This is a genomic window from Microbacterium azadirachtae (genome assembly GCF_000956545.1).
Lineage (GTDB): Bacteria > Actinomycetota > Actinomycetes > Actinomycetales > Microbacteriaceae > Microbacterium > Microbacterium azadirachtae.
Map to the genome: position 1 here is coordinate 23,743 of NZ_JYIT01000053.1, position 14,492 is coordinate 38,234.

The following is a 14,492-nucleotide window of genomic DNA, read 5'->3' on the forward strand; positions in this document are numbered from 1 at the left end:
AATCGAGGGATGGACATCGTGGTGGGGGTCTCCGGCGGCATCGCGGCGTACAAGTCGGTGCAGCTGGTGCGCCTTCTCGTGAAGGCCGGCCACGACGTCACGGTCGTGCCCACGGAGGACGCCCTGCGATTCGTGGGCGTGCCCACCTGGGAGGCGATCAGCCGCAACCCGGTCACCACGAGCGTGCACGACGACGTCGCCCGGGTGCGCCACGTCGCCCTCGGCCAGGGCGCGGATCTCGTCGTGGTCGCGCCCGCCACCGCGAACACGCTGGCGCGCATGTCGGCGGGCATCGCCGACAACCTGCTCGGCACGACCCTGCTCGCCACGACTGCGCCGGTGCTCGTGGCGCCCGCGATGCACGCGGAGATGTGGGCGCATCCGGCGACCCGCGCCAACATGCGCACGCTCGTCGAGCGCGGCGTGCACGTCATCGGTCCGGACGACGGCGAGCTCGCGGGCGGCGACAGCGGACCCGGCCGGATGAGCGAGCCCGAGGCGATCGCGGAGGCGGCCTTGCGCCTACTCGCGCCGCAGGATCTGGCCGGACTCCGCGTCGCGGTCTCGGCGGGCGGAACCCGCGAGCCGATCGATCCCGTGCGCTACCTCGGCAATCGGTCGAGCGGCCGGCAGGGGGCGGCGCTCGCGGTCGAGGCGGCCGGGCGCGGCGCCGACGTCGACCTCGTCGCGGCGAACCTGGCCGGCGACGTCCTCGCCGCAGCGGCGCATCCGCGCATCCGGATCCACCGGGTCGGGACCGCCGCCGAGCTCGCGACCGCGATGAAGGACGCCGCGGCTGCGGCGGACGTCGTCGTCATGGCCGCGGCCGTCGCGGACTACCGCCCGGCGCAGGCCGCGGCGCACAAGCTCACCAAGGAGGACGGGATCCTCGAGCGCATCGACCTCGTCGAGAACGAGGACGTGCTCGCGGCCCTCGGGGCTTCCCGCCGTGAGGGCGCTGCGCCCGAGAGGCAGATCCTCGTCGGCTTCGCCGCGGAGACCTCGACCGACGCCGACGCCCGACGCGAGCGTGCGCGGCGCAAGCGTGCGCGCAAGGGCGCCGACCTCCTCGCGGTGAACCTCGCGGACGCCGACCACGGGTTCGAGAAGCCCGACAACGCGGTGGAGATCATCGGTCCGGATGGCGAGGTCGTCGCGGCCGTGTCGGGATCCAAGCGTCGCATCGCGACCGCCCTCTGGGACGCGGTCGTGGCGCTGCGTCCCTGAGGCGGGTGCGACGACGTCGCACAAGGCTGGCGCGTCGGGCCACGCCGCAGTAACATTTTCGTATTGCAAAAATCAAGTTTCATAGAATGGAATGCAATGAACGCTCCGCTCCCCACTGCCGGCCCGCGCGAGATTGCGCCGGAGCTGGCGCGCTCGTGGCTGCTCGTCGCCGCGACGAAGCCGGAGACGTTCGACGAGGCCGCCCGCTCCCACGCCGACGCCGTCGTGCTCGACGTGGAGGACGCGGTCGACGCGAGCCGCAAGGACTCCGCCCGTGACGACGTCGTGCGCTGGCTGCACGGCGCGACGGCCGACGGCCGGCCGAACCGGGCCTGGGTGCGGATCAACGACGCGACCAGCGAGCACTGGTCGCCCGACCTCGACGGCCTGCGCGACGCCCCCGGCCTGCAGGGCGTGATGCTCGCCAAGACCGAGTTCGGCGGCCAGGTCATGGACACGTTCAACCGCCTGGGCGCGAAGGTCCCCGTGGTCGCGCTGGTGGAATCCGCGATCGGCATCGAGAACGCGACCGAGATCGCGCGTGCGAAGGGCGTGTTCCGCCTGGCCTTCGGCAGCGGCGACTTCCGCCGCGACACCGGCATGTCGGCCGACCGCGAGGCCATGGCCTACCCCCGGGCCCGGCTCGTGATCTCCAGCCGCGCCGGCGGGCTGCCCGGACCCATCGACGGCCCGACGGTCGGATCCAGCCACCCGATCCTGCGCGAGCAGTCGGCGATCACCGTGTCGATGGGCATGACCGGGAAGCTCTGCCTCACAGCGGATCAGACCCCCGTCGTGAACGAGGTCATCAGCCCCACCCGCACCGATGTCGAGTGGGCCTACGAGTTCCTCGAGGACTTCGATGCGCGCGGACGCATCGTCCGCGACGGGAGCGACCTGCCCCGCCTCGGTCGCGCCCGCAAGATCATGCAGCTCGCCGAGGCGTTCGGCGTGCTGCCCGTCACCCACTGATCCATCCGAACGGAGACACCATGACCACTCGCCTCGCCCCCGGCGACACCGCGCCCGCCTTCTCCCTCGACGACGCCGACGGCGCCCGGCTCTCGCTCGAGGACTACCGCGGCCGCAACGTCGTCGTGTACTTCTACCCGAAGGCGGCCACGCCCGGCTGCACCACGGAGGCGTGCGACTTCCGCGACAGCCTGTCGTCGCTCGACGCCGCCGGCTACTCGGTGATCGGCATCTCGCCCGACGAGGTGGCCGACATCCGCGCCTTCTCCGACGCCGAGGGCCTGACCTTCCCGCTGCTCGCCGACACCGACGCCGCCGTGGCGCGCGCCTGGGGAGTGTGGGGCGAGAAGACGGTCGGCGACCGCACGTTCGACGGCGTCATCCGCTCGACCTTCGTGCTGGACGGCGACGGGGTCGTGCAGCGCGCCGAGTACGGCGTGGATGCGACCGGCCATGTCGCGCGCCTGCGCGAAGAGCTCGGCGTCTGAACAAGACGCAGCCCTTCCCTCGGTCATTGAGCGAGGACGCCGAAGGCGCCTCCCTTCCCTCGGTCGTTGAGCGGGGACGCCGAAGGCGACCGAGACGAAACGCGGTGCTCTTGCGAGGGCACCGCGTTTCGTCTCGCGAAGAGAGGGCGGGAACTTCGCCGGGGGCTTGACATCGCCGGATCCGATCCGCACAATGGTTTACACATGCTGAAATAACAGTTCCGGACTGCGGAAACCATCACCACGATGATCCGGGAACCTCTCGATAGGATCCCGCCGTACGCTCTACACGCCGGATGCCAGCATGGCTTGAGGATCGAAGATGTTGCTCGAGGAGTTCAACTCCGCAGGCCGCGCCGATGCCGCGGCTGCCGTGAAGCCCGCGCTGGACATCCCCCGCTGGATCGACGCGATCGTGGACGCCCGCCCCTACGCCTCGGTCGACGCGCTCTCCGCCGCCGCCCTCGAGGCCGCCGCGCCGCTCAGCGAGGCCGAGCTCGACGGAGCGCTGGCGCACCACCCGCGGATCGGCGCGAAGGTCGACGGCACCAGCGCCGAGGCCGCGCACTCGCGCCGGGAGCAGCCGAGCGTCGACGACGTCACGGCCGCGGCGCTCGCCGAGGGCAACCGCGCCTACGAGGAGCGGTTCGACCGCGTCTTCCTGGTGCGCGCCGCCGGACGCACCGCCGAGGAGATCCTGGCCCTGCTGCAGCAGCGGCTCGGCAACACCGACGAGCAGGAGCTCGCCGTCGTCGACCAGCAGCTGCGCGAGATCGCGGCCCTGCGCCTGGCGGCGGCCATCGAGACCGAAGGAGCGAGCGCATGAGCGTCTCCCACGTGACCACCCACATCCTGGACACCACACTCGGGCGCCCCGCGCCCGGCGTCGCCGTCGTACTCGAGGCCCGAGTCGGCGATGGGTGGTCGGGGATCGGTACGGGCCTCACCGATGCTGACGGGCGGGTGAAAGAGCTGGGCCCGGAGCGGCTGGAGAGCGGTGCGTACCGCCTCCGGTTCGACACCGCGGCCTACTTCGCCGGCATCGAGACGGACGCCTTCTTCCCGGAGGTGGTGCTGACCTTCCTGGTCGACGCCGAGCAGGCGCACTATCACGTGCCGCTGCTGCTCAGTCCGTTCGCCTATTCCACCTACCGAGGAAGCTAAGAGGAATCCGACATGACCACCATCACCCTGGGCAAGAACCAGTACGGCAAGGCGGAGAACCGGGTCGTCCGCATCACGCGCGACACCGACCGCCACGAGATCGAGGACCTCAACGTCACCTCGCAGCTGCGCGGCGACTTCGCCTCGGCGCACTTCGACGGCAACAACGAGAACGTCGTCGCCACCGACACCCAGAAGAACACGGTCTACGCCTTCGCCAAGGACGGCGTGGGAAGCCCCGAGGAGTTCCTCCTCCGTCTCGGCCGGCACTTCACCGGCGAGTTCGACTGGGTGACCGGCGGACGCTGGGCCGCCGAGCAGTACACCTGGCTGCGCATCGAGGGCGACAACGGCGAGCACGACCACGCGTTCGCGCGCGGCGGCACCGAGACCCGCACCGCGGTCGTGCAGATCGACGGCGACGACACCACGATCATCGCGGGCCTCCAGGACCTCACGGTGCTCAAGTCGACCGCGAGCGGCTTCGTCGGCTACCCGCGCGACAAGTACACGACGCTCCCCGAGACCGAGGACCGGATCCTCGCGACCTCGGTGACGGCCAAGTGGCGCTACAACCGCAACGACATCGACTTCAACGAGGTCTACGCCGACGTGCGCCGCCTGCTCCTGGCCGGCTTCTCGCGCAACTACTCCTACGCTCTGCAGCACACGCTCAAGGAGATGGCAGAGGCCGTGCTCGAGGCCCACCCGGAGATCGACGAGATCCGCTTCTCCACCCCGAACAAGCACCACTTCGTCGTGGATCTGTCCCCGTTCGGCCTGGAGAACCCCAACGAGGTCTTCTACGCGGCCGACCGTCCGTACGGCCTCATCGAGGCGTCGTTCCTGCGCGACGGCGCCGACGCCGACCACTGGTCGTGGGACGGCATCGCCGGCTTCTGCTGAGCGCGCTCGGCACCGGGATGAGGGGATGGATCCGCCTGATGAGATCCATCCCCTCGTCCGCGATCTCAGCCGCGCCCGCCGAACGGCATCCCGCTCGCGGTGATCGTGAGGGCGCCGATGTTCGCCTCGAGCGGCAGATCCGCCATGAACAGCACCGTGCGCGCGGCCTCGTCGACCGAGAACGTCGGCTCGACCTTCCTGGTCCCGTCGGCCTGCAGCGCCCCGGATCCGACGCCGAGCTCGTCCATGATCTCGGTGCGGGTGTTGCCGATGTCGATCTGACCGCAGGAGATCCGGTCCGCCCGGCCGTCCAGGTCGATGGACCTCGTGAGCCCCGTCGGCGCATGCTTGCTCACGGCGTAGGCCACCGAGAGGGGGCGCGGGGCCTGCGCGGAGATGGATCCGTTGTTGATGATGCGGCCGCCCTGCGGGGTCTGCGCCCGCATCGTGCGCATCGCGGCGCGGGCGCACAGCAGCGCGCCGGTGAGGTTCACCGCGAGCGTCTGCTCCCAGTCGGCGAGCTCGATGTCCGCCGCCGACACGGCAGGGCCGAAGGCGCCGGCGTTGTTGAAGAGCACGTCGACGCGGCCCCACTCGCGCACGACGCGGTCGAACAGCGCCTGCACCTCGGCCTCGACCGTCACGTCTGTCGGGAGCACCAGCGCGTCCGGATGCCCGGCCGCCGTCTCCGCCAGCGCAGCCTCGCGCCGCCCGGCGAGCGCGACGCGGTATCCGGCGGCCAGCATGGTGCGCGCCACGGCGCGTCCGATCCCGGATCCCGCCCCCGTCACCACAGCGATGCGCGCGTGCATCCCCACTCCTCCCGACTCGACTGCGCTGCCGGACCGGCAGCCCCCTCCATCTAACAGGTCCCCCCGACTTCTCACAGAAAGGCCGAAGATGCACGAACAGAGCACCTCCGCCGCCCTCGGATCCGACACCCAGGATCACGATCCCGAAGAGACCGCCGAATGGCTGGAGTCGCTGGACGCGCTGGTCGCCGAGCGCGGCGCCGAGCGCGGCGAGCACATCGTGCGCTCGCTCGTCGCCCGCTCGGGATACTCCGCCGAGCCGCGCGCGACCACCGACTACGTCAACACGATCGCCGCCGCCGACGAGCCCGCCTACCCGGGCGACGAGGAGCTCGAGCGCCGCTACCGCGCCTGGATGCGCTGGAACGCCGCGATCCTCGTGCACCGCGCGCAGCGCCCCGGCATCGGCGTGGGAGGCCACATCTCCACGTACGCGGGCGCCGCGACGCTGTACGAGGTCGGCTTCAACCACTTCTTCCGCGGCAAGGACCACCCCGGCGGGGGCGACCAGGTCTACTTCCAGGGCCACGCCTCGCCCGGCATGTACGCCCGCGCGTTCCTGGAGGGGCGCCTCAGCGAGGAGGATCTCGACGGCTTCCGCCAGGAGAAGTCCCGCGAGGGCCACGCGCTGAGCTCCTACCCGCACCCGCGGCTCATGCCGGAGTTCTGGGAGTTCCCGACGGTGTCGATGGGCATCGGCCCGATGAACGCGATCTACCAGGCGCAGTCGAACCGCTACCTGCAGGGCCGCGGCCTGAAGGACACGAGCGACCAGCACGTCTGGGCCTTCCTCGGCGACGGCGAGATGGACGAGCCGGAGAGCCGCGGCCTGCTGCAGCTCGCCGCCAACGACGGGCTCGACAACCTCACCTTCGTGGTCAACTGCAACCTGCAGCGCCTGGACGGCCCGGTGCGCGGCAACGGCAAGATCATCCAGGAGCTCGAGGGATTCTTCCGCGGCGCCGGCTGGAATGTGATCAAGGTCGTCTGGGGGCGGGAGTGGGACGACCTGCTCGCCCGTGACGCCTCGGGCGCACTGCTCGACATCATGAACACCACCCGCGACGGCGACTACCAGACGTACAAGGCCGAGTCCGGCGGGTTCATCCGGGAGCACTTCTTCGGCAAGGATCCGCGTGCGCTCGCGCTCGTGGAGAACCTCACCGACGACCAGATCTGGGGGCTCAAGCGCGGCGGCCACGATTACCGGAAGGTGTTCGCCGCGTACCGGAAGTCGCTCGAGCACAACGGCAAGCCCACCGTGATCCTCGTCAAGACGGTCAAGGGCTACGGCCTCGGGCCGCGCTTCGAGGCGCGCAACGCGACCCACCAGATGAAGAAGCTGACGCTGCAGGACCTCAAGGACTTCCGCGACCACCTGCGCGTGCCGATCACCGACGAGCAGCTCGAGGCGAACCCGTACGAGCCGCCGTACTACCACCCGGGCGCCGACGCCCCCGAGATCCGCTACCTGCAGGAGCGCCGCCGCGCTCTCGGCGGCTACCTGCCCGAGCGCCGGCCGAACGCCTCCGGCGAGATCGCGCTGCCGGATGCGAAGGCGTACGAGGTGGCGGCACGCGGATCCGGCAAGCAGCAGGCGGCGACCACGATGGCGTTCGTGCGCGTGCTGAAGGACCTCATGCGCGACAAGGAGTTCGGCGCGCGCATCGTGCCGATCATCCCCGACGAGGCCCGCACCTTCGGCATGGACGCGTTCTTCCCGACCGCGAAGATCTACAACCCGAACGGGCAGAACTACCTCGCCGTCGACCGCGACATCGTGCTCTCGTACAAGGAGTCCGAGGCGGGGCAGATCCTGCACGTCGGCATCAACGAGGCCGGATCCATCGCCGCCTTCACCGCGGCGGGCACCGCCTACGCCACGCACGGCGTGCCCCTCGTGCCGGTGTACGTGTTCTATTCGATGTTCGGCTTCCAGCGCACCGGCGACTCGCTGTGGGCGGCCGCCGACCAGATGGCGCGCGGGTTCCTGATCTCGGCGACCGCGGGGCGCACGACGCTGACCGGTGAGGGTCTGCAGCACGCCGACGGGCACTCCCCGCTGCTCGCCGCGACGAACGCGGCCGTCGTGACGTACGACCCGGCGTTCGGCTACGAGATCGGCCACATCGTGCGCGCCGGCATCGAGCGCATGTACGGCGCCGAGTCGACCGACCGCAACGTCATCTACAACCTCATGGTCTACAACGAGCCGATCGTGCAGCCCGCCGAGCCCGAGGGCGTCGACGTCGCGGGAATCCTCGGCGGCATCCACCGGATCGCTCCGGTCGCGGCGCCCCGGGCGCACCTGCTGGCCTCGGGCATCGGCGTGACCTGGGCGCAGGAGGCGCAGCAGCTGCTGCGCGACGACTGGGGCGTGGACGCCGACGTGTGGTCGGTGACCTCGTGGACCGAGCTGCGCCGCGACGCGGTCGCCGCCGAGGAGGATGCGTTCCTCGGCCGCGGCACGCGGGTGCCGTTCGTGCAGCGGCAGCTCTCCGACGCGCACGGCCCGATCGTGGCCGTCAGCGACTACGCGAAGGATCTGCCCGACCAGATCCGCCATTTCGTGCCGAACGACTGGGCGACCCTGGGCGCCGACGGCTTCGGCTTCTCGGACACGCGCGCGGCCGCCCGGCGGTTCTTCAAGATCGACGGCCCGTCGGTCGTGGTGCGCACGCTGCAGCTGCTCGCGGCCCGGGGCGAGGTGGACGCGGCGATCCCTGTCCAGGCCGCCGAGAAGTACCGCCTGCTCGACGTGAACGCCGGCACGAGCGGCACCGACGCGGAGTAGCCCCGGCTGTGCCCCCGGCTGTGCTCGCGGCGCGCGCGTGGCGGCGCGTGTGGCGGCGCGCGTGGCGGTGCCCGTGGCGGTGCGAAAGATGGAAAACGTCGCTCCTGACTCAGCGGGAGCGACGTTTTCCATCTCGTCGTGGGAACCGCGGGCCCGCGAAGATGGAAAGCGTCGCTCCGCGGATCCTGCCAGCGACGTTTTCCCTCTCGCGGTGCCTCCCGAGTCGGCGGCCGAGCACGGCGCGCGGTCCGCAGCGCGGGTCGCCGTCCGCGGCTCGGCCTCCCCAGGCGGCTCCGGTCAGGGAGATTCCACGGATCACGTGACCGCCAACCCGTCGGGTTCGGCCCTCGGCGAGCATCGGGGAATGCATCACCGGATCCCCCTGCCTCCGTCGCTCGGCGCGACGTTCACCCTGCGCGAGGCGCAGGTCGTCGGGCTGGGTCGCGCCCGGGCGGATGCGCGCGATCTGAGACGCCCGTTCCGCGGCGTGCGGTCGAGCGAGGTCCCCGAGACGTTCGCGGCTGTCGTCGCGTGCGGATCGCGGCGGCTGAAGCCGCGCCAGCGCTTCGTGGGGGTGACGGCGGCGCGGCTGTGGGGGCTGCCCCATCCGCAGCGATGGCAGCCGGGCGAGCTGCTCGAGGTGGTCGTGCCTCCGGACGCGACTCCGCCGAAGAGCCGAGGCATCCGTGGTCGTCGGCTCAGGGAGGATCGGGCGTCCACGTGGCGGATCGGTTCCCTCCCCGTGGTGGAACCGGTCGCCGCCGTGCTCAGCTGCGCCGCGGAGCTGGACGACGCACAGGCCGTGGTCCTGCTCGACGCCCTTCTTGCCGACGCTGACAGCTACCCCGCGCTGCGGAGGGGGCGACCGGTGGCCTCTCCTGAGGAGCTGGGCGAGCGGGTGCGGCACTGGGGGCGGTTTCCGGGGCGCGCGACGATCCTCGCGGCCCTGCCTCGTGCCCGCGTCGGGGTGGAGTCTCCGAAGGAGACCGAGACGCGCCTGCTCATCGTCGACGCCGGGCTGCCCGAGCCGGTCGTCCAGCACGAGGTGCGCGACGGACCGCGGCTCGTCGCGCGGATCGATCTCGCCTATCCGCAGTGGCAGATCGCGATCGAGTACGAGGGCGACGGGCACCGCACCGATGTCGCCCAGTGGCGCCGCGACATCCAGCGTCAGCGCGAGCTCGAGGACCGCGGCTGGATCGTCATCCGCCTCACCCAGCTCGACCTGACCGACGGATCCGGTGCCTTCGTCACCCGGATCCGCCGGGCCATCGCCATGAGGCAGGCGTGAGGGATCCGGGTGATGGGGGCCCCGCGCACCGTCCCGACCCGACGGGAGCAGCGCTTTGCATCTTGCCCGGTCGCGCAGGGCGCTCGCTCAGGGACCGGAACGCACCGGTCGTCGATCGCGCCGGGCTCAGGCCTCCAGGTCGGCGGCGATCGCTGTGGCGGCGTCGCGGAGCAGGGGCACCGCGCGCTGACCGAACTCCTCGGTCACGCGGGCGATCGGGCCCGAGACCGAGACGGCTGTGGGCGTCGGGGCGCCGGGCACCGCCATCGCGTAGCAGCGCACGCCGATCTCCTGCTCCTGCTCGTCGATCGAGTAGCCGCGCTCGCGGATGAGGTCCAGCTCCTTCAGGAGGGCGTCCACGGTGCCGATGCTGTGCTCGGTCGGGGTGGCCATGCCCGTGCGCCCGACGATGCCGCGCACGGTGTCGTCGTCCAGCTGGGCGAGGATCGCCTTGCCGACGCCGGTGTCGTGCACGTTGGCGCGGCGGCCCACCTCGGTGAACATGCGCATCGAGTGCTGCGAGGGCACCTGGGCCACGTACACGACCATGTCGCCGTCCAGCACGGCCATGTTGGCGCTCTCGCCGAGCGCGTCGACGAGGGTCTTCAGCTGCGGGCGCGCGAGGGCGCCGAACTGACGGGAAGCTCCTTCGCCGATGCGGATCAGGCGCGGCCCGAGCGCGTAGCGGCGGTTGGGCAGCTGGCGCGCGTAGCCCAGCGACACCAGGGTCCGCAGCAGCCGGTGGATCGTCGGCAGGGGCAGGTCGGTCGATGCGGAGAGCTCGCTGAGCGTCACGTCGCCGCCGGCGTCCGTCACGAGCTCGAGCAGCTCGAACACGCGCTCGACCGACTGCACGCCGGATCCCGAGCTCTTGCCCGGCTTCGGATCCGCGTCCTTCGTCTTCGAAATGTCCGTCATTGCCGCTCCCGTCGTCGTGGTTATTCCATCATGCGAGAGTTGCGCGCCGGAAATCCGACGGGTTGGGAAACTCGTCTTGCGCAAAACTTCCACGATGGAGATAATAGTGTCCACTATACGAAAGTTGTAAAGAGTTACATCACCGCTACCGCGCCCGAGCCCTCCGCCCGGACGCCTCGATGAGGAGGAACCATGGCGAATCCGGGTCCGGGCAATTCGATCACGCTGCGCATCGACGCGCCGTCCAACTTCCACGTGACCAGCGAGCTCGCCGCCGCGGCCGCTGCGGCCGGCGCCGCCGTCACCGCGCTCGACGTGGTCGAGTCCCACCCCGCCACGATCGTCGTCGACCTGACCTGCAACACGACGGGCGAGGAGCACGCCGAGCAGATCCGGGCGGCAGTCGAAGGACTCCAGGGCGTCACGGTGCGCGCGGTCAGCGACCGCACCTTCCTGATGCACCTCGGCGGCAAGCTCGAGGTCGTCCCCAGCGTGCCGCTGCGCAACCGCGACGACCTGTCCCGCGCGTACACGCCGGGCGTCGCGCGCGTCTGCATGGCGATCGCCGAGGACAAGAGCAAGGCCCGCAACCTCACCGTCAAGCGCAACACCATCGCCGTCGTCACCGACGGAACGGCCGTGCTGGGTCTGGGCGACATCGGACCCGAGGCCGCGCTGCCGGTCATGGAGGGCAAGGCCGCGCTGTTCAAGCAGTTCGCCAACGTCGACGCCTGGCCGGTCTGCCTGGACACGAAGGACACCGAGGAGATCATCAAGATCGTCAAGGCCATCGCCCCGGTCTACGGCGGCGTGAACCTCGAGGACATCGCCGCCCCCCGCTGCTTCGAGATCGAGGCGCGCCTGCGCGACGAGCTCGACATCCCGGTGTTCCACGACGACCAGCACGGCACCGCGATCGTGACGCTCGCCGCGCTCCAGAACGCCCTCAAGGTCGTCGGCAAGGCGATCGGAGACGTACGGATCGTGGTCTCGGGGGTGGGGGCCGCGGGCAACGCGATCGTGCAGCTGCTGCTCGCCGAGGGCGCCGTCGACATCGTCGCCTGCGGCCGCAACGGCGCGATCACCCGCGACGAGGAGTACACCGACGCGCACCGCAGGGAGCTCGCGGCCACGACCAACCCGCGCGGCGTCTCCGGCACCCTCAAGGAGGTGCTCGTCGGCGCCGACGTGTTCATCGGCGTGAGCGCCCCGAACATCCTCGACGAGAACGACATCGCCGGCATGGCGGAGGACGCGATCGTGTTCGCGATGGCGAACCCGACCCCCGAGGTCGACCCGATCGTCGCCTCCCGGCACGCGGCCGTCGTGGCCACCGGGCGCAGCGACTTCCCGAACCAGATCAACAACGTGCTCGCGTTCCCCGGCTTCTTCCGCGGCCTGCTCGACGCCGGCGTGTCGGACATCACCCCGCCTATGCTGGTCGCAGCCGCGCAGGCGATCGCGGACCGCGTCGGCGACGACGAGCTCAACGCGAGCTTCATCATCCCGAGCGTGTTCGACCCGCTCGTGGCCGGCGCCGTCGCCGACGCGATCGTGCGCGTCGTCGAGTCGTCGAAGGAGTGACCGGTATGCCCGCAGGCACCCTGGGCGAGGGCGACCTCGCCGACATCGACGCCCGTCTCGCCGGCACGGACACCCTGCTGCGCACCGAGTACCCGGGCGATGACGGATCCCGTCAGCCGGTGCACACCCTGTACGTGCCCGCAGACCGGTTCCGGCTCGATCTGCCCGCCGCCTTCGGGCGGACGGCGGCCGAGGCCGTGTCCGCGTTCGGCGGCACGGCGGCGCTCGCCCGTGCGGTCGGTCTCGGCGTGCTCGCCGAGGAGCTCGCCCCACTGGTCGACGCGAAGCTCGAGCGAGAGCCGATCGAAGACCTGCGCCTCGACTTCGAGGACGGCTACGGATCCCGTCCCGACGCGGAGGAGGACGCGGATGCGGTCCTCGCCGCCGAGCGCGTCTCTGCGGCCGTCGCCGCCGGCATCGCGCCGCCGTTCGTCGGCATCCGGTTCAAGTGCTTCGAGGAGCCCACGCGCCGGCGCGGGATCCGCACGCTCGACCTGTTCCTCACCACGCTCGTCGCGAACGGCCCGCTGCCGGACGGTCTCGTGCTGACACTGCCGAAGGTCACCACGGTCGAGCAGGTCGAGGCCATGGTCGCGCTGTGCGAGCTGTTCGAGCAGCGCCTGGGCCTGGCCGCCGGCCGCCTGCGCTTCGAGGTGCAGATGGAGACGCCGCAGCTCATCGTCGCCGCGGACGGATCCGTCCCGGTCGCGACCCTGCTGCACCGCGCGGACGGCCGTGTGAGCGCGCTGCACTACGGAACGTACGACTACAGCGCCTCGCTGCAGATCGCCGCGGCGCACCAGTCCATGGAGCACCCGGCCGCCGACTTCGCGAAGCAGGTCATGCAGGTCGCCGTGGCGGAGACCGGGGTGCGGCTCTCCGACGGATCCACGAACGTGATCCCGGTCGGGGATCCGGTCCACGTCGAGGAGGCGTGGAAGCTGCACGCCCGGCTGGTGCGGCGCTCGCTCGAGCGCGGCTACTACCAGGGCTGGGATCTGCACGCCGCGCAGCTGCCGACCCGGTATCTGGCCACCTACGCGTTCTACCGCGAGGGGTTCGCCGCCGCGGCCAGGCGCCTGGACAACTACCTGCACGGCAGCGACGCCGCGATCATGGACGAGCCGGCGACGGCCCGGGCCCTGGCGCGGTTCGTCGTGCGCGGCCTGGAGTGCGGCGCCGTCACGGCCGAGGAGGTCCGCTCCGCGACCGGATCCGCGCCTGCGGAGCTCGTCCGCCTCGCCCACCCGAAACTCGTCATCACGGAGGATGCCTCATGAGCACTCGCACCTACTACACGCCCGCCGGCGGGCTGCCCCCGCAGAGCGACCTGCTCACCGACCGCGCGGTCGTGAAGCTCGCCTACTCGTTCATCCCGAAGGGCGTGCTGCGTGACATCGTGACCTCGAGCCTCCCCGGCTTCACCGACACCCGCGCCTGGATCCTGGCCCGACCGACGCCCAGCTCAGCGCAGACGTTCTCGCAGCTGATCGTCGAGATCGCCCCCGGGGGCGGCGCCGCCCGGCCCGAGGCCGAGGCGGGCGTCGAGAGCGTGCTGTTCGTCACCACCGGCGAGCTCACCCTCACCCTCGAGGGGGAGCGGCACGTGCTGGAGGCCGGCGGGTACGCCTTCATCACCCCGAACGCGCAGTGGTCGCTCGCGAACGAGGGGTCCGAGATCACGAGCTTCCACTGGATCCGCAAGGCCTACGAGTATCTGGACGGGGTCGATGCGCCCGCGTCCTTCGTCACGAGCGACAACGACATCGAGCCGGTCTCGATGCCCGACACCGACGACGTCTGGGCGACGACCCGGTTCTCCGACGCGAGCGACATGGCCCACGACATGCAGGTCAACATCGTGACCTTCAAGCCGGGCGGATCCATCCCGTTCGCCGAGACGCACATCATGGAGCACGGCCTGTTCGTGCTGCAGGGCAAGGCCGTGTACCGCCTCAACGACGACTGGGTCGAGTGCGAGGCGGGTGACTACATGCTGCTGCGCGCGTTCTGCCCGCAGGCCTGCTACGCCGGCGGCCCCGAGGACTTCCGCTACCTGCTGTACAAGGACATGAACCGGCAGATCCGTCTCACCTGACGACGGCTGCGGCCCTGGTCGGCGAACGCCGCTCCTTCGCGGGGCGGCGTTCGTCGTATCGGTCCGTCACGCGCGGCGGTGCGCTGTCGCGCGGAGGGCGCGCCGCTCTGGTCCCGCGAGAGGGAAAAGGTCGCTTTGAGCGCTCCCGGAGCAGCGAAATCCATCTCCGCCCGCCTGCATTCCGGGGATCGGGATGGAAAACGTCGCCGCCACAGCGCGGGGAGCGACGAGATCCATC

General features: G+C 71.0%; 13 protein-coding genes. 11 read left to right on the forward strand and 2 right to left on the reverse strand.

Going from position 1 to position 14,492, the window contains the following annotated elements:
• The first annotated feature begins 9 nt into the window (after positions 1-9).
• From coaBC to pucL, 6 genes are all read left to right on the forward strand, one after another.
• Positions 10-1,227 (forward strand): bifunctional phosphopantothenoylcysteine decarboxylase/phosphopantothenate--cysteine ligase CoaBC, encoded by a 1,218-nt coding sequence (gene coaBC, locus RL72_RS02500; RefSeq protein ID WP_045249230.1) that lies wholly within the window; start codon positions 10-12, stop codon positions 1,225-1,227.
• A gap of 96 nt (positions 1,228-1,323) precedes the next feature.
• Positions 1,324-2,199, forward strand: a complete 876-nt coding sequence (locus RL72_RS02505) for an HpcH/HpaI aldolase/citrate lyase family protein (RefSeq protein ID WP_045249231.1) — start codon at positions 1,324-1,326, stop codon at positions 2,197-2,199.
• A 20-nt stretch (positions 2,200-2,219) separates the two neighbouring features.
• A complete protein-coding gene (bcp, locus tag RL72_RS02510) occupies positions 2,220-2,687 on the forward strand; it encodes a thioredoxin-dependent thiol peroxidase (protein ID WP_045249232.1) in 468 nt (155 codons plus the stop codon).
• A 322-nt stretch (positions 2,688-3,009) separates the two neighbouring features.
• Complete coding sequence (gene uraD / locus RL72_RS02515) at positions 3,010-3,513, forward strand: 2-oxo-4-hydroxy-4-carboxy-5-ureidoimidazoline decarboxylase (protein ID WP_045249233.1); 504 nt, start codon at positions 3,010-3,012, stop codon at positions 3,511-3,513.
• Positions 3,510-3,851 carry a hydroxyisourate hydrolase gene (gene uraH, locus RL72_RS02520; RefSeq protein WP_045249234.1) on the forward strand — a complete coding sequence of 114 codons (342 nt, stop codon included), beginning with the start codon at positions 3,510-3,512 and terminating at the stop codon, positions 3,849-3,851. Before uraD ends, uraH begins: the two co-directional genes overlap by 4 nt.
• A gap of 12 nt (positions 3,852-3,863) precedes the next feature.
• The gene (gene pucL / locus RL72_RS02525; RefSeq protein ID WP_045249235.1) at positions 3,864-4,757 is read left to right on the forward strand and encodes a factor-independent urate hydroxylase; all 894 of its coding nucleotides are present in this window, start codon (positions 3,864-3,866) and stop codon (positions 4,755-4,757) included.
• A gap of 65 nt (positions 4,758-4,822) precedes the next feature.
• Here the strand turns inward: pucL and RL72_RS02530 are convergent, their stop codons facing one another.
• Positions 4,823-5,569 carry an SDR family oxidoreductase gene (locus RL72_RS02530; protein WP_045249236.1) on the reverse strand — a complete coding sequence of 249 codons (747 nt, stop codon included), beginning with the start codon at positions 5,567-5,569 and terminating at the stop codon, positions 4,823-4,825.
• 88 nt (positions 5,570-5,657) lie between these two features.
• Between RL72_RS02530 and aceE the strand changes: the two genes are divergently transcribed.
• Positions 5,658-8,363 (forward strand): pyruvate dehydrogenase (acetyl-transferring), homodimeric type, encoded by a 2,706-nt coding sequence (gene aceE / locus RL72_RS02535; protein WP_045249237.1) that lies wholly within the window; start codon positions 5,658-5,660, stop codon positions 8,361-8,363.
• 319 nt (positions 8,364-8,682) lie between these two features.
• Positions 8,683-9,654, forward strand: a complete 972-nt coding sequence (locus tag RL72_RS02540) for a hypothetical protein (RefSeq protein ID WP_052674138.1) — start codon at positions 8,683-8,685, stop codon at positions 9,652-9,654.
• Positions 9,655-9,780: 126 nt separating this feature from the next.
• Here the strand turns inward: RL72_RS02540 and RL72_RS02545 are convergent, their stop codons facing one another.
• Entirely contained in the window at positions 9,781-10,572 is a 792-nt protein-coding gene (locus RL72_RS02545) for an IclR family transcriptional regulator (protein WP_045249238.1), read from the reverse strand.
• 192 nt (positions 10,573-10,764) lie between these two features.
• On the opposite strand from RL72_RS02545, the gene RL72_RS02550 reads away from it, so the two are divergent.
• Genes RL72_RS02550 through RL72_RS02560 form a run of 3 tightly spaced genes read left to right on the forward strand, consistent with a single transcriptional unit; the run spans position 10,765 to position 14,254 of the window.
• Positions 10,765-12,156 (forward strand): NAD-dependent malic enzyme, encoded by a 1,392-nt coding sequence (locus RL72_RS02550; protein WP_045249239.1) that lies wholly within the window; start codon positions 10,765-10,767, stop codon positions 12,154-12,156.
• A gap of 5 nt (positions 12,157-12,161) precedes the next feature.
• The gene (locus tag RL72_RS02555) at positions 12,162-13,436 is read left to right on the forward strand and encodes a DUF6986 family protein (RefSeq protein ID WP_045249240.1); all 1,275 of its coding nucleotides are present in this window, start codon (positions 12,162-12,164) and stop codon (positions 13,434-13,436) included.
• Positions 13,433-14,254, forward strand: a complete 822-nt coding sequence (locus RL72_RS02560) for a bifunctional allantoicase/(S)-ureidoglycine aminohydrolase (RefSeq protein ID WP_045249241.1) — start codon at positions 13,433-13,435, stop codon at positions 14,252-14,254. The genes RL72_RS02555 and RL72_RS02560 overlap by 4 nt, the downstream gene beginning before the upstream one ends.
• The last annotated feature ends 238 nt before the right edge of the window (positions 14,255-14,492 follow it).